This is a genomic window from Pararhizobium sp. A13 (genome assembly GCF_040126305.1).
In the GTDB taxonomy this organism is placed as follows: Bacteria; Pseudomonadota; Alphaproteobacteria; order Rhizobiales; family Rhizobiaceae; genus Pararhizobium.
Genome location: NZ_CP149512.1, coordinates 254,577 through 276,467, shown reverse-complemented (window position 1 = coordinate 276,467; position 21,891 = coordinate 254,577). Strand labels below are relative to the sequence as shown.

The following is a 21,891-nucleotide window of genomic DNA, read 5'->3' as shown; positions in this document are numbered from 1 at the left end:
CTTAAATCGCGCCCATTCCCGGCATGGCATGATCGGCGCCATTGCCGGACAATAAAGCCGCCAGCATCCAGATCGCCATGGCGATCATCATCAGGTTTTCGGTCAAGGACACAAAACCGAGCGGTACGTTGCTGTCGCCACCGACGCAGGCGCATTTCAGTTCCCGCCTGTCGATATAGACCGCCTTGAACACCGAGACGGCCCCGATCGTGCCGATGAACAGCGCGACGGGAATCGATATCCAGTTGAGGGCGCCGGCAATCATCAGGATCCCCGCTCCGGCTTCCGCGAAGGGATAGACATAGCTGTAGCGGACCCAGCGCTTGGCGAGCAGGTCGTAGTTGAGGAACATCGTCGAGAAACCCTCGATATTCTGCAGCTTCAAAATGGCAAGCACCGCCATCGTGAACGCGATGAACCACTCGGCCGCCCGCACCGTGACAACGCTGCCATAGGCAGCATAGCTTGCAGCCAGCGCCATCAGGGCGGTGACGGCAAATACGGCGATGACGGGGCGATAGGTGACGGCTTTCGGATCGCGAACCGGTTTTCCGAAATGCCGGCGCAGGTCGTCATAGCCGCCGACGCGCGAGCCATTGATGAAGGTCTGCGGCGTGGTCTTGATGTTGTGCTCGGCCTTGAATGCGTCGGTCTCCTCGCGTGTGGTCAGCCACCGGTCGTCCACGTGATAGCCTTCGCGTTGCAGGAGATCCTTGGCCTTCAGGCCGTAGGGGCAGGTGTGTTTGTCCATGACCATGCGGTAGAGGGTGGCCGTTTTGGATACGTTGTCGAGCATTATGCAATCTCTCATTTCGCTTGGTTCGATCGATTGCCAGGAGTATAAGGTCCGTACCATAGTACGGAGTCAAGCGATGAGGAACATAACGATCGCCGGGCTCGCCCGCGAGGGCGGCGTCGGCGTCGAGACAGTCCGCTATTACCAACGGCGAGGGCTGATCGGCACGCCGCAACGTACCGGGGGCGTCGGGCTCGCCGGCGGGGTTCGGCGCTATGGCGAAGAGGATATCCGCCGCCTGCGGTTCATTCGCTCGGCCCAGTCGGCGGGTTTCACGCTCGAGCAGATCGGCGAATTGCTGGAACTGGACGCTAGCGAGGACCGGGAACGCGCCCGCACCCTTGCCGCGGAACGGATCGCGGCGCTCGATGCGAAGATCGCCGCACTGCAGACAGCGCGGGATTCGCTTCGCCGGCTCGCGATTGCCTGCGGTGCCACCTCAAGTGGTCCGTGCCCCATCATTTCGGCCTTCGATCAGGAGTGATCGACCGCCAGCCAGGATTGCAATTTTGTCACCCCGATGCTATGCGCTTGTGTCTAGACACAGAGAAAGGAGGGCTGCGCAGTGAAGACTTGTTTCCGGCACCATCGCCAGCGTGGTCCCGTCAACGCCCTGCAAATGCGTTTGCAGGGCTGACCTGAGACCGTTTCTCTTAAAACCGCTTTCTGGTCTGCCCTTCGTGACATTGCCGCGCCGAGCCTGATGGTTTGAGCCGCCTGCATTCTTCAAATCGCCGCACCTGACGCACCGCATCGATAATGGCTGAGAGCCCTCGGTGGACGGTCGCGCGGCAAGACCAGAGAACGATCATGACCCTCATCAATATCCGCAATCTCGGCATCGTGCTGGGCACCCCGCTGTTCTCCAAACTCAATCTTGTCGTCAACGCAGGCGATCGCATCGGCCTCATCGCGGCCAACGGCCGCGGGAAATCGACGCTTTTTCGCTGCATGGCTGGGATGCTGGAAGCGAGTGAGGGCGACATTGCAAAAGCGCGCGGACTAACGATCGGCTATGTCGAGCAGAACGTCCCAGCAGCGTCACTCGACCTTTCTTTCTACGCCGCGGTGCTGGATGCGCTTTCTACCGATCAGCAGGCGAGCGAAAGTTGGCGCGTGGATGTCGCGCTGGAATCGCTGGAGGTTCCAGAGACGCTTCGGGAGCGACCGTTGAAACAGTTGAGCGGCGGCTGGCAAAGGATTGCGATGCTCGCTCGCGTCTGGGTAACCGAACCGGATGTGCTCATGCTGGACGAACCGACCAACCATCTCGATCTCGGCAAGATCGCGATGCTCGAGGCGTGGCTGAGCACGCTACCGCGCGATGTGCCGGTGATTATCGCGAGCCACGACCGCGCTTTCCTCGATGCGGTGACGAACCGGACGCTGTTTCTGCGCCCCGTGCAATCGCAGATCTACGCTCTGCCCTATAGCCGGGCGCGGGCTGTGCTCGACGAAACCGATGCCTCTGAGGAGCGCCGCTATCAGCGTGACATGAAAACAGCCGAGCAGCTTCGCAAGCAGGCAACCAAGCTGAACAATATTGGCATCAATTCTGGCAGCGACCTTCTGGTGGTCAAGACCAAGCAATTGAAGCAGCGGGCGGAAAAGCTGGAGGAGGCTGCAAAGCCGGCGTATCTGGAACGCTCTGCCGGTGCGATCAAGCTCGGCAATCGCGGCACGCATGCCAAGGTTCTGATTACGCTGGACGATGCTACCATTCAGACACCGGATGGCGCGCTGCTTTTCCGGACCGGTAAGCAGTTCATCTGCCAGGGTGACCGAATTGTGTTGCTTGGAGCCAACGGCGCCGGCAAGACCCGCCTCGTTGCCATGCTTCGCCGGGCAATCGATCATGTGGACATCACGCAAGCGGGCATAAAAGCAACGCCCTCGCTGGTTCTTGGCTACGGCGATCAGGCGCTGGCCGATCTTCGCGATAGCGATACGCCTATGGAGACAATCATTCGCCGGTTCGACATTGGTGATCAGCGGGCACGGACGCTGCTTGCCGGTGCCGGCATGACGATGGAATTGCAGGCCCGGCCGGTGAGCCAACTTTCCGGCGGCCAGAAGGCGCGACTCGGTATGCTGGTCCTGCGGCTGACCAACCCCAATTTCTATCTGCTCGACGAGCCGACGAACCATCTCGATATCGACGCTCAGGAGGCGCTGGAAGGCGAACTGATGGCGCATCAGGCAAGCTGCTTCCTGGTGTCGCATGACCGCAGCTTCGTACGCTCGGTCGGCAATCGTTTCTGGCTGATCGACAAGGCGCGCCTTGTCGAGGTCGAAAGCCCGGAAGGGTTCTTTGCGGCAGCGTGCGCCAAAACCTGACGACCGCTGCATCGTTTGTGGACCAAAGCGCAGGCGCGGTCGAACGCGCGTGTGAAAACCGGCCCCGCGCCTGGACCGATTGTCGGGTCCGCAGCCGCTCAGAGCCCGGCGATTGCCTTCAGATCGTCGATCGCACCCGGCGCGGCGGCAAGTACCGGCGCACCCTTGGTCAGTTGCTCGCCTTCGACGGGGAAGGGGTGAACCCAACCACCGGCTTCCTTGACGAGGCAATAGCCGGCAAGGCAGTCCCAGGCGTGCATGTAGGGTTCATAGTAGCCGACGAGGCGTCCTGAGGCGACATAGGCGAGCATCAGCGCACCGGATCCGTTGCGGATGAAAGTGCCACCTGCCTCAAGCAGCTTTTCGACTGTCTTTCCAACGAAGGCCGGCGTCACGTAGTTGTTCGCACCGATACCGGTGACAGCGTTGCGGATGGTGCGGGAGGGATCGAGGGTCAGCACTCTGCCGTTTAGCGTCGCACCCTGGCCGGAGGCGCCGGCATAGAGTTCGTCATGGCAGGGCGCGCAGATGACGCCGATCACCGGTTCGCCCTGATGGAGCACCGCAATCGAAACGCACCAGTTCGGCATGCCGTTGACAAAGGGGCTGGTCCCGTCGATCGGATCGACCACCCAGGTGTAACCGGAATGCCCCGCGGCAACACCGTATTCCTCTCCGAGGAAGCCGTCATCGGCATGAACCTCGACGACCCGAGCCCGGATCAGGTTCTCCACTTCGCGGTCGGCAATTGACACGACGTCCTGCAGGTCCCGCTTTGTTTCGACCACCAGCGTTTCGCGCTGGCTAAAATAGCCGAGTGCGACGGCGCCCGCTTCCCTGCTAATGGCCTGCGCCAGCGCGAAACGCGCCCCGAGCCCGGATTCCTGCGATGTCATCGATATGGTCCTTCCGATCGCCGCGGTGATGTCTGCCTCGTATTCGAGGTTGTCGCAGGAAAGTCCTCGACGTCAACGCCGTCTCCATAGCAGCGGTCTGCAATCGCGTGCAATTTCCGTTCGAAGCAGACTCGTCATTGATCCCAATCTTCATAAAACGATCACAAAGCGGGGAGAGCAATTGCTTGAACGTTCTTGCAAAATTATGCAAAGCGCGCGGCAAGGACGGAGACCGGCTTGTCACAGAAACTGTTCGTCAGTGCCCAGGAAGTTGCGGAGAAGGCGGGCGTTTCACGTTCCGCTGTCTCGCGCACGTTCACGCCAGGCGCCAGCGTGTCGCCGAATATGCGCCAGAAGGTGCTGATGCGGCCGAGGCGCTTGGCTATCACGTCAATCATCTTGCTCGCGGCCTGATGCGCCACGAAAGCGGCATCGTCTGCCTGATCGTTCCGGAAATCGCCACGCCCTATCGCTCGTCGCCGGTCTATTCGGCCGCAACTTCCAGGTCGCCCGCCGATGGCGACCGCGGCCAGCGCATCAACGCTTCGCCGCCGGCGGCAGTCAGACTATAGACGCCCCTGTCGATGCGCTCGAACCAGCCATAGACATTGCCGCGCAAGATATTAGCCGCAGTGGGCACAATGGCCTTCAGGTCCCTCGGACGCAACGGACCGTTCTGCAAGGCAGCCGCGCAGGCAAGCGCTTGCTGACGATAGGCCGTCATGATCGGCGCTCTGGTGCTACCACCAACGGCCGGGTCTCCCTTGCGGCGTTTGTGCTCGTCAACGAGGCGCGATCGCTTGCGGAGATTCTTGCGCGGCATCAGTGCGATCGGGCTGACGATAACGTCCACCATGCCATTGTCGGCAACACCGAGCATGCCGAAGCCCAACCGGCGGCAGAGGTCGCGATAGCGGCGGTCGCTTTCGCGTCCCTTTCCCTTGGTCGAAACGCGGGCGGCAATCCACACTTCGTCGCTGGCCGCTGCCCTATCGACGGCCTGCAGGATGAGTTCGAGATTGAAGCTGAGCTTCAGTTCACAAATGACGACGACCGGCGGTTCGTCGGCACTCAAGCCCACGATGTCGCAGCCGGCGATTTCGCCCTTGGCGCTGTAGCCGGCAGCCTCGAGAAAGCGCTTGATCGGCAGATAGAGCGTCGTTTCCAATTCATGCCCTCAATCGTTCAACGCCACGGTCTTTGCGCGTTTCGTATATGAGATCAACAAATGCGCGCATTTTTGCCGGTAGATGCCGCCGGCCGGGGTAGTAGAGGCAAAGTCCCGGATAGGGCGGCGTCCAGTCGTCGAGAACCTGGATGAGACGCCCCGCGGCGACATCGTCGGCAACCAAACTTTCCGCCAGGTAGGTAAGGCCCGCGCCCTCTCGGGCGGCACGCAGCATCAGGTCGCTCTCGTCGAGCGTCAGGTTTCCCGGAACATCGACCGTCAGGCTTTCCCCGTGCCCTTCGAACTCCCAGCGGTAGATGGTTCCACTCGCCATCCTCATCCGGATGCAGTTATGCGCCATCAAGTCGCCCGGCGCCCCTGGCCGCGGATACCGATCGAAGTACGACGGGGCCCCGACGATGATGGAGCGGATCGTCTCGCTGATCGGTATGGCGATCATGTCCGGCGGCACGGCTTCGACGATCCGCACGCCGGCGTCGAAGCCTTGGGCGACGATATCGATTAGCGCGTCCTCGGTCACCAATTCGACCTTCATTCGTGGATAGCGGTGCAGATATTCCAGAATAAGCGGCTCGAGAATCATGCGCGCCGCGCCGAGCGAGGTGTTCAGGCGCAGCGTGCCCGATGGTTCCAAGCGGTGTTCGTCCACACCTTCGATGGCTGTGCGGATTGTGGAAAGGGCGGGCATGATCTCCGCGACAAACTGTTCGCCGGCCGACGACAAGGAAACGCTGCGCGTGGTCCGGTTGAACAGACGCACACCGAGGCGGGCCTCCAACGCAGCGATCGAGTGGCTGATCGCGGACGAGGATACGCCGAGTTCGCGGGCCGCCGCGCGGAAGCCACCATGCCGCGCAACGGCAACGGTGAACTCCAGTTCTATCAGGTTGCCGTTGATCATTGTCCCGGAATTCGCATCAGACTGCATTATTTTGATGAGCTTATCAGATCAATAGGAAACCGCCATATACCTCTCCGTCAAAAGCAGTGGAGAGCGTCATGCGCACGATCGACAAGATCTACATCAACGGTACCTTCGTCACCCCGCACGGCGAGGAGTTCGCCGACCTGTTCAACCCGGCCACCGAACGGAAGATCGGCGAGGTCCGTCTTGGCGATGAGACCGACGCCCGCGCGGCCATTGCCGCCGCCAAACGGGCATTTCCAGCCTTCTCGCGAACCAGCAAGGCAGAGCGTATCGCAATGCTGAAGCGGCTCAGTGCCGCCGTGTCCGCGCGCTCCGATGAGCTGGAGGCCGCAATGGCCGAGGAATATGGAGCGCCGCAGTACTTCCTCTGCTTTGCCGTCCCCTACGCGGCCTCGATCTTCCTCGACATGGCAAAGACGCTTGAGAATTATGAATTCTCACGCACAATCGGCCGCGCGGAAGTGACGATGCAGCCGCTCGGTGTGGTCGCCGCGATCACACCTTGGAACAGCAATTACGGTTTCATCTGCGGCAAGCTGGCAACAGCGATTGCCGCCGGTTGCACGATCGTCATCAAGCCCAGCGAGCTGAGCGCCATCCAGACGCAGCTGATCACGGAATGCCTGCATGAGGCCGGCCTGCCCGCGGGCGTCTTTAATATTGTCAATGGCCGTGGCGACGTCGTGGGCGCCGAATTCAGTTCCCACCCCGACGTGGCGAAAATAACCTTCACCGGATCGACCGCGGTCGGCCGCGCTATCCTGCGCGCGGGCGCGGAAACGATGAAGCGCGTGACGCTGGAACTGGGCGGGAAAGGTCCGAACGTCATTTTGGACGATGCCGATCTCTCTTCGGCGATTCCGACCGCATTGATGATGGGTTTTGCCAATAGCGGCCAGGCCTGTATCGCCGGCACCCGCATTCTGGCCCCGAAGGGCCGTCTTGACGAAATTCTTGAGCATCTGAAGGCAGCGGTCGACGCGATCAAGGTCGGGCACCCCTCGGATCCAGAAGTTAGGATCGGTCCGCTGGTCAGCCAAAAACAGTATGATCGCGTGCAGGGCTACCTCCACCTGGGGCTGGAAGAGGGCGCAACGCTGCTCACCGGCGGCGAGGGGCGTCCGGACGGATTGGACCACGGCTGGTTCATTCGCCCGACGATTTTTACCGACGTCACCAATGACATGCGCATCGCCCGCGAGGAAATCTTCGGCCCCGTCCTCTGCGTCATTCCCTATGAGGATGAAGCCGAGGCCGTCGCGATCGCCAATGATACGAGCTACGGATTGCAATCTTACGTGCTGTCGTCAAACCTCGACCGCGCCCGGGCCTTTGCGGCTCAACTCGAGACCGGCAGTGTGGTGATCAACGGAGCGCCGCACGAGCCTCTGGCTCCGTTCGGCGGCTTCAAGCAATCGGGGATAGGTCGCGAATTTGGCGTGTTCGGCCTGGAGGGTCATCTCGAACCGAGGGCGGTGCTCGCCTGACTCATGCGACGCCCGTGTTGCCTTCGATCGGGCGGGCAGCGGGCAAAGGGGCCGCTCGGATGGTCTGTAAATCCGCCTGATCTGCGGCGTCGGTCTTGATATCCGCCTCCTGGTTCGGCGGCTAAGCGCCGACGACCAGAAAGTCCGGACCCGCCCTGGTCCGGCGATGTCCCGTCCCGCCGGCAGGACGATGCCGTCGCCTATGGATACGTCAATCTGGCGGCCATCGGCACCGCCGATCACCGGAACGGGTTGCGTGTCGCGGCAATTCTGGTGAAATAAGTGTGCATTCTTCACGAGCGAGACTAAGCCAAAAACAATGTGATATTGCCCGCTTTAGTTCCGCAACGTGATCCATGTGGGTGCATGGTCGCTAGCACCCTCCATCCCTCGGATATACCGGTCAATGCCCGCGCCGCCCAGCCGGCGCTTCAGTTTCGTGCTCAAGAGGATGTGATCGAGACGCAGGCCGGCGTCGCGCTGCCATCGGTTCCGGCGATAGTCCCAGAACGTATAGATCGCTCCCTCGGGCAGGATTTTACGAAGCGCGTCGAGCCAGCCCTGATCGAGAAGGCGCTGGAACGCGGCGCGGCTCTCGGGCTGAATGAGGGCGTTGTCATCGTAAGAATGGGTGGGATAGATGTCCCGTGGTTCCGGAACGACGTTGTAATCTCCGGCAAGCACCACCGGCAGACCCGTCGCAAACAGCTCCGCAGCATGCAGAGCGAGGCGGTCGTGCCAGGCAAGTTTGTAGTCGAATTTCGGGCCGGGCTGCGGATTTCCGTTGGGTGCATAGAGCGAAGCGATCAGGATGCCGTTGACCGCCGCCTCGATGTAACGGCCCTGTGTATCGGACGGATCGCCGGGTAGCTCGGCGCGGGTCATGATCGGTTCGCCGTCCCGCGCCAAGATCGCAACCCCGTTCCAGCCTGACTGTCCACGCCAGACCGCGCCGTAGCCGGCGGCCTCGATCGCCGCCTTGGGGAACTGGCCGTCCGTTGCCTTAAGCTCTTGGAGGCAGACGACATCGGGCCTGGATGCGTTCAACCAAGCCAGTAGATTGTCGAGCCTCCGGTTGACGCCATTGATGTTGAAGGTCGCGATCTTCATGCGGGTCGCATCGTCAGCGCGCCAGCTTGCCGGCCCACGCCGCCACCGCCTCGGCCATGGTCGTCAGGTGATCGGCGGCCGAGAAACCGGAGATGCTCTTGCGAGGTTTGAGGTCATGGTCGCCGTCGTCAAGCCAGAGAATTTCGATTTTGTCCGAGAGTGTATAGCCCTGAACTTCCTGCTGGGTGCCGAACTCGTCACGCGTTCCCTGGCAGATCAATGTCGGCGTCGTCAGCCCGGCGAGATGCCTTGTACGGAGTTGTTCTGGCTTGCCGGGAGGGTGAAAAGGGTAGCCGAGGCAAAGAAGCCCGGTGATTTTCCCCGCCGAGTAAAGATCGTCAGCAACCATGCTGGCAACCCGTCCGCCCATCGACTTGCCGCCGATAATGAGGCGGCCGTCTGCGGCAAGTTCAGCGACGGCGGCGTTATACTCCGGATTAAGCGTCTCGGCCCAGGGTGGTGGCTTGCGGCCCTCCGATGTGCGGCGGGCCGCCATGTAACCGAACTCGAAACGGGCGATGCGAAAGCCGGCCTCGGCAAGAGCTTTGGCGGCTGCGCTCATCGACGCGGAATCCATCGGCGCGCCGGCGCCGTGTGCAAGCAGGATCGTGATGGCGGCATCGTCCGGCCCGTCGAACAGAAAGCGTTCGCCCATCTCAACCAGCCGTTTTTGCGATGAACTGGAGGTCGACGAACTGCACACCGCGAGCGGCTGTTCGTGCCCATTCGGAATCGTTGTCGAGTTCGAGATAGCGCGCCCACCGGCGTCGCGCCTCGCCGAGATTGCCGGCATCGAATTCAAGTTTCGCCAGATTGAAGATGGCATCCTCATAGTCGCCGTCGAGTTCGATCGCCTTTTGCAGGTGCCTGCGAGCAGCATCCGTCCGCCCGCGATCGCCCATAAGCCCGGCGAGGTTGAACCATGCCTCGACGAAGGTCGGGTCGAGCTTGATCGCGCGCGCATAATCATGCGCAGCCTCCAGCGGCCGGCCACCCGCCTTGAGGCAATTTGCGCGATTGAACGCCGCGACGGAGTCGGTGGGATCGATGGCAAGGCAACGTTGATAGAAGGCGGCAGCCTCGTCGTACAGACTGTCCTCTTCGGCAGCCTCGGCCCGAGAGAAGAGGTCTTCAAGCTCGGCGTCGTCGGGCGCTCCCAGATCGAATAGCAATTGGCCGTCGAGTTCGCTCAAACCTTCGGCATCGCGGACATAAATCGTATCGGAGCCCTCGTGGTGGAGCGACAGCGCGGTGAGTGAGGCCACCGAACGGGAGCGGCACACCGACCTTGCGATCGCACACCAGGTAGCGCCGCTGGTGATCAGGCCAGCGTACTTCCTGGCGAGGATCAGATCACGGAAGGAGTAGGGCTCCGCGTCGTGCTCGAAAGCATCGAATAGGGAAAGAAAATCAAAGCTCCGTGGAGACAGTCGGGATTGGTCGATCAAAGCCTGCCGTGTCAGGGCGGATGCTGCCGGGGATGTCATCAAACCCAGCAATCGAAGAAATCCGTTCTCGCTGAGGAAACACCTGCCGTGGCTGGCCTCCATGTCGAACCGCGCTTCGATCTCGGCTTCACTTGCCTTTGTCAGCAAACCTCTGCCGAAGACCAGATGCGAGGTTCGGCGCGTCACACCGCGTCTCAAATGCCCGTGCTGCCGTTCGACCTCCCGCGCCGCCAGCCGTTGGGGGAATGCGGCCAGAGCGCCCACGATGCCAAATGTCTGGCCAGAAACCCCCATCAGATTTTCTTCTTGGCAGTCGGCTTGGCCGTTGCCGAAGCGACAACCTTCGCCGCCGGCTTGGCGGCTGGCTCCGACTTGCTCTTGCTCTTGGCCGGTGGCTTCGATTGCGAAAGGCTCGCCTTCAGCGCGTCCATGAGGTTGATGACATTACCGCGCTCCGGAGCTGCCGCAATGATCGGCTTGTGACCCTTGAGCTTCTCGCGGATCATTTTCATCAGCGCCTCCTCATAGCGATCCTCGTAATTCCTGGGATCGAAGGTGGTCAGCTTCTGCTGGATGAGCGCTTCGGCGAGTTGAAGCATCTCGGGATCGGGGTTTCCGACCGGGATATTGCCGAAATATTCGGCCGTTCCGCGCACCTCGCTGGGATTTCTCAGCGTGCAGACGAACATGCCGGTCTCGCGCGCGCCAATAGTGATCACTCGCTCGCGGCTGGACAGCACCAGACGCGCGATCGCCAGCTTGCCGGATTTTCGCAACGCTTCACGGAGCACGACAAACGTTTCCTCGGCCATCGCCCCATCCGGCGCCAGATAATAGGGAGCATCCTGGTAGATGACGTCGACCGCCCCTTCGTCAACAAAGGCCTCGATGTTCATTGTGTGGTTGGATTCAATCCTGACGCTCTCAAGATCGGCGTCCTCGATGATGATGTATTTCTTGTCCTCGTACTCGTAGCCTTTCACCAGGTCGGACCGTTCGATCAGACCAAGTTCCGGGTCGACCGGCTTCATGTTGATCCGGTTATGAGTATCCTTGTGAAGCTGATTGAAGCTGATGCGCTCGCTCGAACTGGTGGCGGGATACAGCCGGACCGGGCAGCTCACGAGACTGAGTTTGAGGTAACCTTTCCAACTTGCCCTGGGCGCCATGATCATCTCCTAAGCGGCAACACGATTACTTTCCAGCCTGGGACAACAACGGCAAGTCCCTGGCAAATTCGTCGATATCGGCCCAGGGATCGCCGGAAGTGGCCAAGAGGCCCGGCAAGGAAGAATAGTTCAAATCCTCCGGAGCGTCGATAGCTTCAAGGTCGGTCCAGCTCACGGGGGTCGATGCCGGCAGATTGGTACGTGCGCGAAGCGAATAGGGAGCGGCAGACGTGTGCCCGCGGGCGTTGCGATGAAAGTCGATGAAAATTCGCCGTATCCGATTATCCTTGCCCATAGTTGTGGTGAACGTCTGCGGAGCAGTCGCTGCCAGGCGAGCGGCAATGGCGCTTGTCGCCGGATGCACTTTCTTCCAGGGGAGCTTCGGCGTGACTGGCACGACCACATGGATACCCTTGCCGCCGGATGTCTTGACGAACGGGAGAAGGCCAATTGCCTCGAGTTCACCGCGGATGTGGACAGCCGCCTCGACCACCTCTCGCCAGCCAATGCCCTCGCCGGGATCGAGGTCGAAGACGATGCGGTCAGGTTTTTCCAGCTGCTTTCGAGTTGTCCCCCAGGTGTGGAATTCGACCACGCCGAATTGGGCCAGTGCTAGAAACCCTCTTGCGTCTTCTACCGAGAGGTAGGATTTCGTTTCGCCTTCGGAATTGGCGAACTCGAATGTCGCCATCGAGGGTGGCATGCCAGTAAAGGGATGGCGCTGGAAGAAACAGTCCTGGGACTTTCCCGTCGGGCAGCGGAAAAGCGACACCGGGCGGCCGAGAATATGCGGCAGCATGAAATCGCCGACCAGGGCATAGTAGACTGCAATATCGAGCTTGGTCGGGCCGGATTTGCCGAACAGTCGGCGCGTCGGGTTGGTAACGGAGATGCTTGCGAGATCGGCGTCCGAGATCAACCGTTCTTGCCGGGAGGAAACTGGGGTGGAGAGCTCGACATCGCGAAGCCCCTTGAAGACCGCGTGGCGGAGCGCATCGTCGGCGGTCCGGTTGGAATAGTGAATGTGCGCCGAGAGCACCGGCCGGACCCACATGACGTCTTTTGGCGCGCCCTCAAGCTTCGTTGCGCCAGCACGCATCGGCTCCAACCGCGCAAACAACTGCTTGAGCATTCCCGCGTCGAAGCCGGTTCCAACCTTCCCGCGGTATTCCAGTTCGCCGTCCACCCATTCGCCGAGCGCAAGCGCAGCAAGGCCGCCCGCGGCCTCGGAGATGGTGTATCCGGCAATCACGAAGTCACCGGTCATCAGCGCCTTGGTCTTCACCCAGGTTTTCGACCGGCCGCTGTGGTAGGGAGCCGATGCGCGCTTCGATACGATGCCTTCGAGCCCCATTTCCGAAGCCTGTTCGTAGAGTGCACGCCCATCGCCAACGACATGATCACTCAGCTGAATGGCGGAGTGGCTGGATATGTGCCCCTTGAGCAGCTGTGCCAGCAGGGCCTTCCGCTTCTCGAGCGGAACATTGATAAGGTTCCAGCCGTCGAGATGAGGAAGATCGAAGGCATAGAACACAAGCCTGTTGCCTGCGCCATTTGCGAGTGCGTCCTGAAGCAGCGCGAACCTGCTGATCCCCTTGTCGTCCAGCACGACGATTTCGCCGTCGATGACGGCATCGCGGCACGGCAGCCGCCGAAAAGCCTCCGGCAGGTCGCCATAGCGCTTCGTCCAATCCAGTCCGCCGCGGGTGATCAGATGCACGGCACCTGCGGACACGTGCGCCATCGTCCGGTAGCCGTCGAACTTGATCTCGTGCAGCCAAATCTCACGTTGTTCGGCGCGGCCGGGCGGTATAGCCGCCTGTGTCGCAAGTTGTGGTTCGATGCGCGCTGGCAGGGCGCCTTTCACCGCGCCAGGAAGCACGCCGGGATTGGGCTTTGCCGGCCGGATCGCGGGCTTTGGCTTCTCCGCGAACTCCTCGATCCGCCGGCCTGACTTGACGCTTTCCGGGCGCGCCGCGAGAATATCGATGGTGTCGCTTGAGGCAAGATCATGCTCCTTGAACAGGAGCCAGTTGCGCTGGTCATCGTACCCCGGCTTGGGCTTCAGCCGTGCCAGCATCCAGCCGCCATTGAGTTTTTCGCCGGCAAGCCGGAACTTGAAGGCGCCTGCCTTCAAGCTTTTGTCGACATCGTCCATCGGTGCCCAGACGCCGGTATCCCAGACGATCATCGGACCGGCGCCGTATTCGCCTTCGGGGATCACGCCCTCGAAGTCGATATATTCGAGCGGATGATCCTCGGTCTCGACCGCCAGCCGCTTGTCCGCCGGATTGAGCGAAGGCCCCTTCGGGACGGCCCAACTCTTCAGTACGCCGCCGATCTGCAGCCGCAGATCGTAGTGATCTGCGGTGGCATGATGCTTGTGCACAACAAAACGATTGCCGCCGCCGGCAAGACTTCCAACCGGCTCTTGCGTCTTCGAAAAGTCCCTCTTCTTGCGATAGGCCGTCAGTTTCGATGTCGCCATTTCCCTACGCTATGGCTTGTCCAGCAAACCTGCAATATCGAGCGGAAGCAGCGTTTTTCGCTGTCGCCGTGCTCTGAGCTGCGAAGAGCCGCTTGATCGCGGCGGCTACTCTGGTCGAGCATTCGTCTGATTATTATTCAAGAGGCCCCTCAGAATGCCGATGAACTGTTGGTTGCAGGGCCGGATCGGAATGTCCGGCCGGGTAAACCGCTCGCGCATCATCCAAGGAGCCAGGCTTCGACCCAGCTCTTGGGGTAGCAACAGACAATCGGCTCAGCGCATCAATCGTCGATCCGAAATCCAACCTTCATGACCACCTGATAGTGCGCCACCGTGCCGTCCTTGATGTGCCCGCGGATCTGATCCACTTCGAACCATTCAAGGTTTCTCATGGTTTTCGAAGCTCGCGAAATCGCTGTCTCGATCGCCTCGGTCAGCGAGACCTTCGAACTACCGATAAGTTCCACCTTTTTATAGACATGGTCGCTCACGTTATCCTCCCGGGTTGCTTCAGGACTGTGCTTGGCCTCAAGGGCGCTCGACGAGACTGCCCAATCGAGCGGGCATCGTCACGCAGACAACGCTGCGCCACAACTGCTGGCATTTCACAGCTAACCGCCGACGATCCGGCAATAACCTGTTGTTGTCAAACGGTCTGACAGAAGAAAGTCTTCGAGTGGCGAGATCCCAATGAAGGGCGGAACCATCTCCGATTGTTCAATCTGATGATCGCGCATGGGGTGGGGGCGGAACTAGATCGTTGGCGATCTGCAGTGGCGGTGATCAGCACAGTACGCACGATGATCCCGCAACTCCGTGTGACCGCCGGCCGGCCGGCCGCGCTGGTGGGCGCGGCGGGCACTCACCAACTCTGCGCGGCGTTGTGATCGACGAACCAGCTTACCTCCCGGCACAGTGCCAAGCGGGCTGCCTGCTTCGGACAACCAGGTGGCGATGGCGGCTACGGATGTCGAGTCTCCACTGATCGGCTGCTTGGAAAACCTTCCCGTTGTCCATGTCACCTTTCCAAGGTACCGGCCGCCACCCGCGTGGGAGGGGTGTTCGGGTTGTTGATCTGATCCATCGCTCTCCAAGCTCTTGGAAGCGGGGACGCGTTGGCTATTCCTTGATGCGCCGGAGAACGGCTTCAAGCGCGTCGGTCAATGCGGTAACGCCGCCGTTGCGTTCAAAGTCGACAAGAACCTGTTCGTTGAGCCCGCCTTTGGTCGCAAATTCACCGCTCAACTCCTTGAGAGATGTGCCGTTCGATCGCAGCACGGTTTGTGAGAGGCTGGCAAAAAGTGCAGCGAGATAGTCTCTCGCGGAATTGTCTGGCAACCCCTTCGCAGCAAGCCAGTTCGTTGTCCGGTCCATGATGCCGAAGTATGTCGCCATCATTGCGCTCGCGACGGCGAGAAGGTCATATTCTTCTCGCGTCGCGCACTGAACGGTTGTTCCCAGGCTGGCGAACAGCGATGCGACTTCAAAATTCGGTGGGTATATCGCGGTCACACCTTCGCGGTTGGCAACGAAGGGCAGCGGTATTGCCTGGGTGAGGTCAACCTCCTGGCCGATCCACTCTTGCAGCCTGTCGCGATCGGTTGCAGCAATCACGCTGACGACTGTCTGGCCAGGCGCGAAGCGAAGTGACTTTACAACCTCTTCGGCGACCTGCGGCCGGATGGCGAGAACGAGGATGTCGCAAGCGTCTGCGACGTCCTGGTTGTCCGCAGCAATTCGCACCGCCGGAAACATTCTCGCCAATCGGTCCGCAACCTCGGCATTGCGAGGCGAGACCAAGACATCGCGTGCCAATGGCGTCCCGGACAAGATACCTGTTACCATCGCCTCGGTGATGGCACCTGTGCCGACGAAACCGATACGCATTTATTCGGCTGCCTTGCGCCGCGCGAGCGAGACATCGGTCGTGTAGTTCTCGCGCATGAAGTCGATGAAATTCTGTTGGAACTGGCGCGTGTGGGCATGAGCCAGTTCATCGGCGAGATCGACATTCTTCGCCCTGATCGCCTCCAGCATCAGATCGTGCTCGTCAGTGAGAAGATACCCCTCATGCGTACGCTCCAGATAGTCGAAGTGAAGATGCAGCATGCGCTGGCCTTGATTGAGCAAGCGCTCGTAGAACGAGGCGAGATAGCCGTTCTTGCCGGCATGGGCGATCGCCATATGGAACTGCTTGTTGGCCTCGGACATCTTGAGGTGATCGCCGATTTTCACGGCGGCTTCGAATTCCTTCTGCCGCTTGGCGATGGCCTTCAGGTCTGCCTCGGTGCGCAGTTCCGCAGCCAGTCGGGTGTTCATGCGCTGGGCTATGTCCAGCGCCTCGACATATTTCGGGAAGGTTGCGACCTCGATTGGTGCGACGATCGTGCTGCGGTTTGACAGGGTGACGACGAGATCCTCGCCCGCGAGCCTAATCAAGGCTTCGCGAACCGGCGAACGGGACATGTCAAACCTTTCGGCGAGCGTGCTCTCGTCGAGGAGCTGACCAGGCGCAAGCGTGAGCGCCAGGATCTCGTTTCTCAGCGTCTCATAGACGTTTTTCCAGCCCGTGCCTTTGGCTCGCTTGGTTTCTGCTTCGTCAGACACTTACGTCCCTTTCACGTTGCCCGAACGCATAAGGCCAGAATGGCCGTGCGGTGACAATGTAAAATTTCCCCTTGACTTTGTCGACACTCAGCCGACATTATTTACAGTGTCGACACAGAGACGACACAAAGACAAGATCGGCTTACAAGCCGACGAGAGGAACCGCGCGGATCGCGCATCACAAAAAGAGGAAATGACGATGGTTTCGAAGATGCTTTCGCCCGTATTGCGGGCGCTGCCTGCACTTGCCCTGATTGCTGGCCTTTCAACCGCCCCCGTTTCTGCCCAGGCCGCCGAAGGCTACTGGCAGGGCGTGCAGAAGGCGGGTGTGGTTCGCTGCGGCGCGGCGGTTGCTCCGCCCTACGTCATGCGAGATCCTGCTACCGGCGAATACTCGGGTTTCTTCGCTGATCTCTGCCGCGAATTCGCCGAAGCTCTGAAGGTCAAGCCGGAATTCGTCGATACGACCTGGGACAACATCGTCGCGGGCCTGCAGGCTGGAAAGTGGGACGTCTCGCTGGCGCTGAACAGGACGCCGGCGCGTGCCATGGCCGTTCAGTTCTCAGTTCCTGCCATGGAGTACCAGATCTCGCTTGCCTACAATAAGGACAACCCGAAGGTTCCGGCGGGCGCTACCTCGGTTGCGGACATCGACAAGAAGGACGTGACGCTGGCAGTCATGTCGGGCACCGCCCAGGACAAGGCAATAACAGCTGCCGTGAAGAACGCTACTGTCCTGCGGCTGCCAGGCAATGACGAGACGCGTTTGGCGGTCGTTTCCAGACGCGCCGACATCCTGGTCGACGCTTCAGATACGAACCAGCTCTTCACGCAGTCCAATCCTGACTGGGCGATTGCTCTCAATCCGACACCGGCGCTGGCGAAGCAGGGTGTCGCATTCGGCCTACCATACCAGTTGTCGGCAGCCGATGTGGAAGTGGTGAACATATTCCTCGAGGAAAAGGTCGCGACCGGCCACGTGGACGAACTGATCCGCAAGGCGGTCGATGAGGTGCTCAAGGCAGCGCAGTGATGCCAAGGGCCGGGCACGGCGCGCTCTGCTCGGCCCTCTTTCATTTTCTGTTTTAAGCCGGAGATCCGTCATGACCACATGCAGCAGTACTCCTCTTGTCAAGATCCAGTCCCTTCACAAGGGCTACGGACCCAATATTCAGGTCCTCAAGGGTGTGGATATCGAAATGAAGACCGGCGAACGGGTCGTCGTCATCGGCCCAAGCGGCGGCGGCAAGAGCACTCTTCTGCGCGTGATGATGGGGCTCGAGAAGATCGACAGCGGATCGATCACTTTCGGTGGAAACCCCTATATCTCGTCCGAGAGCGTCGACAGGAAGACAATTATCGATACCGAAGTGCGCCGCTCGATCGGCATGGTGTTCCAGCACTACACGCTTTTTCCTCACCTGAGCGTCATTCAAAATCTGGTTCTTGCGCCATGCAAGGTGAGGGGTGAAAACAGGACAGGTGCGACCAAGCGCGCCCAGGCGCTTCTCGAACGCTTTGGCCTTGGCGCAAAGGCGAGTGCTTATCCGGCGCAGCTTTCAGGCGGACAGAAACAACGTGTGGCGATCGCTCGCGCCCTGATGCTCGATCCGAAGCTGATGCTGTTCGACGAGGTGACGTCGGCTCTTGATCCAGAACTCGTCGCCGAGGTCGAACAGGTCATCTTACAGCTAGCCGCCCAAGACATGCCGATGATGATCGTCACCCACGACATGTGGTTCGCGAAGAACATCGCCTCGCGCGTCATCTTCTGTGCGGGCGGCGTGGTTGTCGAGGATGGCCCTCCGGAGCAGGTGCTCGGCTCGCCGAAGGAAGAGCGCACCCGCGAGTTCATCGACCGCGTTTTCCATATCCGGCACTAGGGGGCGAAGATGAACTATACATTCGACTTCCAGTCAGTCTCCTACGGCCCGCTGCTTGATGGCCTGATCGTTACCCTGCAACTGACAGCCGCCGCCAACCTCATAGGCATCATCCTCGGGTTTCCACTCGCTCTTATGATCATGAGCCGCATAGCCGACATTCGGGTGCCGGCGATGCTTTTCGTGGAATTCTTCCGCTGCACGCCGGCAATCGTTCAGATCGTCTGGTTCTTCTACTGCGTGCCGATGCTCTTCAACGTCTTCCTCGGCTCGATGACGATGGGCATCCTGGCGCTCGGCCTCAATCTGATGGCCTTCAACGCGGAAGCCTATCGCGCCGCAATCCAGGGCGTGCCGCGCGAGCAACTCGATGCTGGCATCGCGCTTGGTCTCAATCCGCTGCAGCGCACTCTCTATATCGTGCTGCCGACAGCAATTCGAGCCTCAATTCCCGTACTTCTGACCAACGGCATTGGCAGTTTCCAGCAAAGCGCTCTGGTCGCGATCGTGGCCGTGCAAGATCTCATGTACGAGGCCAAGACGCTTGCGACGGAGACGTACCGGCCAATTGAAACCTTCACAATTGTCGCGCTCGTCTACTTCGCGGTCTCCTTCCCGGTTGCCCAAATCGTCGGTTTCCTGGAACGCCGTCGCCAACTGGTAACGGGCTGAGGACAAGACCATGGCTCTCGACTTCTCGATCGTCCTTCGCTTCCAGAATGCGCTCGCGCTCGGTCTCTGGACCACCGTCAAGCTCACGCTGATCTGCGTTGTTCTCGGCTGCACGCTCGGCTTCCTCGTCGGCCTTGCCCGAACGTCGCGCAGCTCGGTGCTGCGCGGCATTTCCAGCGTCTATGTCGAGTTCTTCCGCGGCACCCCTGTGCTCATCCAGCTCTTCTGGATCTTCTTCTGCCTGCCGCTGATCCTCGGCGTCGAGCTTTCCAATCTTGCTTCCGGCGTCATCGCACTGACCCTCTATATGGGTGCGATCACCAGCGAGACTTTCCGCGCCTCCCTGAAATCGATCGGGCCGGAGCAGCTCGATGCCTGCGTCGCACTCGGGCTGCCACGCCGCGTCCAGGTTACGAGTGTCATCCTGCCCCAGGCGGTGCTGCGCGCCGTCCCGACGCTGCTGTCGAATTGCGTCAGCCTCTTCAAGGAGAGCGCATTGGTTTCGGCTGTCGGTATGGCCGACCTGATGTTCGTCGGCCAGAACATTTCCAATAACACGGCACGTCCTGTCGAGGTTCTGACGATCGTGGCGCTGATCTATTTCGCGATTGCGTTTCCGCTCACCCGTGCCGTCACGCTCATCGAGCAGCGGTTCCTGAAAAAACTAGCCATTTGACGGCAATTCAACATTCCAAAAGGAGACATCCTATGAAACTCAAAGGCGTGATGCCGGCCCTTGTCACCCCCTTCGACGTGAACAACAAGATCGATTTCAAGGCTCTTGAAAAACACATGCTGAGCCTTCGGGAGGCGGGTGCAACCGGCTGGGTACCCTGCGGTTCGACGGGCGAATATTTCTCCATGTCGAACGAAGAGCGGGAGGACGTGCTGAGGTTCGTCAAGGATTTCGCCAAGGACGATGAAATCCTGATTGCCGGCACCAATGCGCCAGCGACCCGCGAAGTGATAGAAAATACGGCGCGCGCCAAGGAGATCGGCTACGATATCGTGCTGTTGGCGACGCCTTTCTACACCCGCCCGACCCAGGCTGAGCTGCTCAGCCACTATCGCGCCGTTCTCGACGCCGTCGATGTCAGCCTCATCCTCTACAACTACCCACCGAAGGATGGCGTCGAGATTTCCTTTGAGCTGATGGATGCGCTGGCCGACCACCCGCGCGTGATCGGTATCAAGGAAAGCTCTGGCATCCTTCAGCGCGCCGTCGACATCCATGCCCGCTACAAGGGCCGCATCGACCTCGTTTCGGGTTCGGACGACATCGCGCTCGACTTCATGTTCTGGGGAGCCGATTCCTGGATTTGCGGACCGGCCAACTGCATGGCGAAGGCTTGCTGCGATCTGGACCGCACGTTCCGCTCCGGCGATCTCGACAAGGCACGCGAGCAGATGACCGTTCTCTACCGCGCGATGAACATCCTGGAGAGCGGCAAATTCGTGCAGAAGATCAAGTATGGCTGCGAACTCCAGGGCACGCCGGTAGGCGACTGCCGTGCTCCTCTGGGATCTTTGACCGAAGAGGAAAAGGTCGAATTCAAGGCGGCGATGGCGCCGATCTTGAATTGGTAAGCCTGAAAGGGAGGCGCAAAACGCCTCCCCATACATTTCGCTTTCCTTGAGGTATGTCGTGTCTCCCATTGCCGTCGTTGGCGCCGGTATCATCGGTGTCTCCATTGCCTTCGAACTGCAGCGTCGCGGATCGAGCGTCGTCTTGATCGACAGGGACGCGCCAGGAAGAGGCGCGTCCTACGGCAACATGGCAAGCATCGCGGTCACGGAATTCATGCCGGCATCCCGGCCCTCGATTTGGGCACAGATGCCGAACTGGCTGCTCGATCCGGAGGGACCCGTGCGTATACGGCCCTCCTATTTGCCAAAGCTCATGCCCTGGTTCCTGCGGTTTCTGGAGGCCAGCCGGCCTTCGCGCGTGAGAGAACTGGAAGCGGCGGGGGCAGCGTTGTGCCATCGCGTTCACGACGATCTTCGCGACCTCCTGAAGGCAACCGGACTTTCCGATATGCTGACGCAGGAGGGATGTCTCAGTCTCTATGCGGACGAAGCGGAGTTCAAGGCGGACAAGGAGCATATCGACGTCTTGGAGCGCTTCGGCCTCCGCCACGAGATCCTCGGCGGCGATACAATTCGCGACCTTGAACCCGCGCTGACAACGAAGATCGCCAAGGCTGTCCTTTTCCCTGACAACCGCTCCATCCGGGATCCCTATCAGCTCGTTGCAAAACTCTGCGAGAACTTCCTTTCCCTGGGCGGAAAGCTTGAGCAGGGCAATGTCGTCGGTTTCGATCTTGCAGGCGAAGGCAAGGCTGTCCGCCTTAAGGACGGACGCGCGATCGACGCTTCGCAGATCGTGCTCTGCACCGGAGCCTACACCGCGCGGCTGTCGCGCAAGTTGGGCGAACCCATCCCGCTCGAAACGGAGCGTGGCTATCACACCCAGATCATGACGCCGGGGATCTCAATGCGCCATTCGATCATCTGGCCGGCACGCGCCTTCATGGTCACGCCGACGGCCGGCGGGATTCGCGTCGGCGGTACGGTGGAAATGGCGGGTCTCGACGCTGCGCCGGACTATCGGCGGGCAAAGGTGCTCGTCAAGCGCGCAAAGGAGGCCCTGCCGGGTCTTCGGGCGGATGAGGCTACGGAGTGGATGGGTCACCGGCCGGCGCTTCCCGATACCGTGCCGATCATCGGCCCCTCGGCAAAGCATCACGGCGTCTTCTACGCCACGGGCCATGGACATCTCGGTCTGACCTATGCGGCGACAACCGCACGGCTGATCGGCGATCTCATGACCGGTCGCACTCCGCCCATCGATCTTCGACCCTACCGGGTAAACCGGTTCTGA

General features: G+C 60.5%; 21 protein-coding genes and 1 pseudogene. 10 read left to right on the top strand and 12 right to left on the bottom strand.

Features of this window, described 5'->3' with window-relative positions; genetic code table 11:
- Position 1: 1 nt before the first annotated feature.
- On the bottom strand, positions 2-796 hold the full coding sequence (locus WI754_RS29910) for a glutaredoxin (protein WP_341486306.1): 795 nt from the start codon (positions 794-796) through the stop codon (positions 2-4).
- A gap of 76 nt (positions 797-872) precedes the next feature.
- On the opposite strand from WI754_RS29910, the gene WI754_RS29905 reads away from it, so the two are divergent.
- Together WI754_RS29905 and WI754_RS29900 are read left to right on the top strand one after the other, a co-directional pair.
- On the top strand, positions 873-1,280 hold the full coding sequence (locus tag WI754_RS29905; protein WP_341486305.1) for a MerR family DNA-binding protein: 408 nt from the start codon (positions 873-875) through the stop codon (positions 1,278-1,280).
- Between the two features lie 326 nt (positions 1,281-1,606).
- A complete protein-coding gene (locus tag WI754_RS29900; protein WP_341486304.1) occupies positions 1,607-3,133 on the top strand; it encodes an ABC-F family ATP-binding cassette domain-containing protein in 1,527 nt (508 codons plus the stop codon).
- A gap of 98 nt (positions 3,134-3,231) precedes the next feature.
- Here the strand turns inward: WI754_RS29900 and WI754_RS29895 are convergent, their stop codons facing one another.
- The gene (locus WI754_RS29895; RefSeq protein WP_341486303.1) at positions 3,232-4,029 is read right to left on the bottom strand and encodes an inositol monophosphatase family protein; all 798 of its coding nucleotides are present in this window, start codon (positions 4,027-4,029) and stop codon (positions 3,232-3,234) included.
- 237 nt (positions 4,030-4,266) lie between these two features.
- Between WI754_RS29895 and WI754_RS29890 the strand changes: the two are divergent.
- Positions 4,267-4,508, top strand: a pseudogene (locus tag WI754_RS29890) (LacI family DNA-binding transcriptional regulator); the annotation flags it as partial.
- Between the two features lie 5 nt (positions 4,509-4,513).
- Here the strand turns inward: WI754_RS29890 and WI754_RS29885 are convergent.
- A complete protein-coding gene (locus tag WI754_RS29885) occupies positions 4,514-5,197 on the bottom strand; it encodes a DUF2161 family putative PD-(D/E)XK-type phosphodiesterase (protein WP_341486302.1) in 684 nt (227 codons plus the stop codon).
- A gap of 1 nt (position 5,198) precedes the next feature.
- Positions 5,199-6,119, bottom strand: coding sequence for a LysR family transcriptional regulator (locus tag WI754_RS29880; protein WP_341486605.1), 921 nt, complete (start codon positions 6,117-6,119; stop codon positions 5,199-5,201).
- Positions 6,120-6,217: 98 nt separating this feature from the next.
- On the opposite strand from WI754_RS29880, the gene WI754_RS29875 reads away from it, so the two are divergent.
- Positions 6,218-7,633, top strand: coding sequence for an aldehyde dehydrogenase family protein (locus tag WI754_RS29875; protein ID WP_341486301.1), 1,416 nt, complete (start codon positions 6,218-6,220; stop codon positions 7,631-7,633).
- Positions 7,634-7,969: 336 nt separating this feature from the next.
- Here WI754_RS29875 and xth read toward each other — a convergent pair whose 3' ends face one another.
- The 8 genes from xth to WI754_RS29835 form a co-directional block, all read right to left on the bottom strand.
- Complete coding sequence (xth, locus tag WI754_RS29870) at positions 7,970-8,743, bottom strand: exodeoxyribonuclease III (protein WP_341486300.1); 774 nt, start codon at positions 8,741-8,743, stop codon at positions 7,970-7,972.
- A gap of 13 nt (positions 8,744-8,756) precedes the next feature.
- Positions 8,757-9,398, bottom strand: a complete 642-nt coding sequence (locus WI754_RS29865; protein ID WP_341486299.1) for an alpha/beta family hydrolase — start codon at positions 9,396-9,398, stop codon at positions 8,757-8,759.
- A gap of 1 nt (position 9,399) precedes the next feature.
- Positions 9,400-10,485: a tetratricopeptide repeat protein gene (locus WI754_RS29860; RefSeq protein WP_341486298.1), complete on the bottom strand. Its 1,086-nt coding sequence runs from the start codon at positions 10,483-10,485 to the stop codon at positions 9,400-9,402.
- Entirely contained in the window at positions 10,485-11,360 is an 876-nt protein-coding gene (locus WI754_RS29855) for a Ku protein (RefSeq protein WP_341486297.1), read from the bottom strand. Before WI754_RS29855 ends, WI754_RS29860 begins: the two co-directional genes overlap by 1 nt.
- Positions 11,361-11,385: 25 nt before the next feature.
- On the bottom strand, positions 11,386-13,848 hold the full coding sequence (ligD, locus tag WI754_RS29850; RefSeq protein ID WP_341486296.1) for a DNA ligase D: 2,463 nt from the start codon (positions 13,846-13,848) through the stop codon (positions 11,386-11,388).
- A gap of 281 nt (positions 13,849-14,129) precedes the next feature.
- Positions 14,130-14,339, bottom strand: coding sequence for a dodecin (locus tag WI754_RS29845; protein WP_341486295.1), 210 nt, complete (start codon positions 14,337-14,339; stop codon positions 14,130-14,132).
- A 628-nt stretch (positions 14,340-14,967) separates the two neighbouring features.
- Positions 14,968-15,735: a pyrroline-5-carboxylate reductase gene (locus WI754_RS29840; protein WP_341486294.1), complete on the bottom strand. Its 768-nt coding sequence runs from the start codon at positions 15,733-15,735 to the stop codon at positions 14,968-14,970.
- Positions 15,736-16,455, bottom strand: a complete 720-nt coding sequence (locus WI754_RS29835) for a GntR family transcriptional regulator (RefSeq protein ID WP_341486293.1) — start codon at positions 16,453-16,455, stop codon at positions 15,736-15,738.
- 199 nt (positions 16,456-16,654) lie between these two features.
- Here WI754_RS29835 and WI754_RS29830 point away from each other — a divergent pair, with 199 nt between their 5' ends.
- The 6 genes from WI754_RS29830 to WI754_RS29805 all read left to right on the top strand — a co-directional run bounded on the left by WI754_RS29830 (position 16,655) and on the right by WI754_RS29805 (position 21,891).
- Positions 16,655-17,488 carry a transporter substrate-binding domain-containing protein gene (locus WI754_RS29830; protein WP_341486292.1) on the top strand — a complete coding sequence of 278 codons (834 nt, stop codon included), beginning with the start codon at positions 16,655-16,657 and terminating at the stop codon, positions 17,486-17,488.
- A 70-nt stretch (positions 17,489-17,558) separates the two neighbouring features.
- Complete coding sequence (locus tag WI754_RS29825) at positions 17,559-18,338, top strand: amino acid ABC transporter ATP-binding protein (protein WP_341486291.1); 780 nt, start codon at positions 17,559-17,561, stop codon at positions 18,336-18,338.
- A gap of 9 nt (positions 18,339-18,347) precedes the next feature.
- A complete protein-coding gene (locus WI754_RS29820; protein WP_341486290.1) occupies positions 18,348-19,010 on the top strand; it encodes an amino acid ABC transporter permease in 663 nt (220 codons plus the stop codon).
- A 10-nt stretch (positions 19,011-19,020) separates the two neighbouring features.
- Positions 19,021-19,686 carry an amino acid ABC transporter permease gene (locus WI754_RS29815; RefSeq protein ID WP_341486289.1) on the top strand — a complete coding sequence of 222 codons (666 nt, stop codon included), beginning with the start codon at positions 19,021-19,023 and terminating at the stop codon, positions 19,684-19,686.
- A 32-nt stretch (positions 19,687-19,718) separates the two neighbouring features.
- Positions 19,719-20,597, top strand: coding sequence for a 4-hydroxy-tetrahydrodipicolinate synthase (dapA, locus tag WI754_RS29810; protein ID WP_341486288.1), 879 nt, complete (start codon positions 19,719-19,721; stop codon positions 20,595-20,597).
- Between the two features lie 58 nt (positions 20,598-20,655).
- On the top strand, positions 20,656-21,891 hold the full coding sequence (locus WI754_RS29805) for an FAD-binding oxidoreductase (RefSeq protein WP_341486287.1): 1,236 nt from the start codon (positions 20,656-20,658) through the stop codon (positions 21,889-21,891).

What these genes read in the sequence shown, in the direction of transcription:
- WI754_RS29910 (WP_341486306.1), bottom strand. Translation starts at nt 796, where the DNA reads ATGCTCGACAACGTATCCAAAACGGCCACCCTCTACCGCATGGTCATG.
- WI754_RS29905 (WP_341486305.1), top strand. Translation starts at nt 873, where the DNA reads ATGAGGAACATAACGATCGCCGGGCTCGCCCGCGAGGGCGGCGTCGGC.
- WI754_RS29900 (WP_341486304.1), top strand. Translation starts at nt 1,607, where the DNA reads ATGACCCTCATCAATATCCGCAATCTCGGCATCGTGCTGGGCACCCCG.
- WI754_RS29895 (WP_341486303.1), bottom strand. Translation starts at nt 4,029, where the DNA reads ATGACATCGCAGGAATCCGGGCTCGGGGCGCGTTTCGCGCTGGCGCAG.
- WI754_RS29880 (WP_341486605.1), bottom strand. Translation starts at nt 6,119, where the DNA reads ATGATCAACGGCAACCTGATAGAACTGGAGTTCACCGTTGCCGTTGCG.
- WI754_RS29875 (WP_341486301.1), top strand. Translation starts at nt 6,218, where the DNA reads ATGCGCACGATCGACAAGATCTACATCAACGGTACCTTCGTCACCCCG.
- xth (WP_341486300.1), bottom strand. Translation starts at nt 8,743, where the DNA reads ATGAAGATCGCGACCTTCAACATCAATGGCGTCAACCGGAGGCTCGAC.
- WI754_RS29865 (WP_341486299.1), bottom strand. Translation starts at nt 9,398, where the DNA reads ATGGGCGAACGCTTTCTGTTCGACGGGCCGGACGATGCCGCCATCACG.
- WI754_RS29860 (WP_341486298.1), bottom strand. Translation starts at nt 10,485, where the DNA reads ATGGGGGTTTCTGGCCAGACATTTGGCATCGTGGGCGCTCTGGCCGCA.
- WI754_RS29855 (WP_341486297.1), bottom strand. Translation starts at nt 11,360, where the DNA reads ATGGCGCCCAGGGCAAGTTGGAAAGGTTACCTCAAACTCAGTCTCGTG.
- ligD (WP_341486296.1), bottom strand. Translation starts at nt 13,848, where the DNA reads ATGGCGACATCGAAACTGACGGCCTATCGCAAGAAGAGGGACTTTTCG.
- WI754_RS29840 (WP_341486294.1), bottom strand. Translation starts at nt 15,735, where the DNA reads ATGCGTATCGGTTTCGTCGGCACAGGTGCCATCACCGAGGCGATGGTA.
- WI754_RS29830 (WP_341486292.1), top strand. Translation starts at nt 16,655, where the DNA reads ATGGTTTCGAAGATGCTTTCGCCCGTATTGCGGGCGCTGCCTGCACTT.
- WI754_RS29825 (WP_341486291.1), top strand. Translation starts at nt 17,559, where the DNA reads ATGACCACATGCAGCAGTACTCCTCTTGTCAAGATCCAGTCCCTTCAC.
- WI754_RS29820 (WP_341486290.1), top strand. Translation starts at nt 18,348, where the DNA reads ATGAACTATACATTCGACTTCCAGTCAGTCTCCTACGGCCCGCTGCTT.
- WI754_RS29815 (WP_341486289.1), top strand. Translation starts at nt 19,021, where the DNA reads ATGGCTCTCGACTTCTCGATCGTCCTTCGCTTCCAGAATGCGCTCGCG.
- dapA (WP_341486288.1), top strand. Translation starts at nt 19,719, where the DNA reads ATGAAACTCAAAGGCGTGATGCCGGCCCTTGTCACCCCCTTCGACGTG.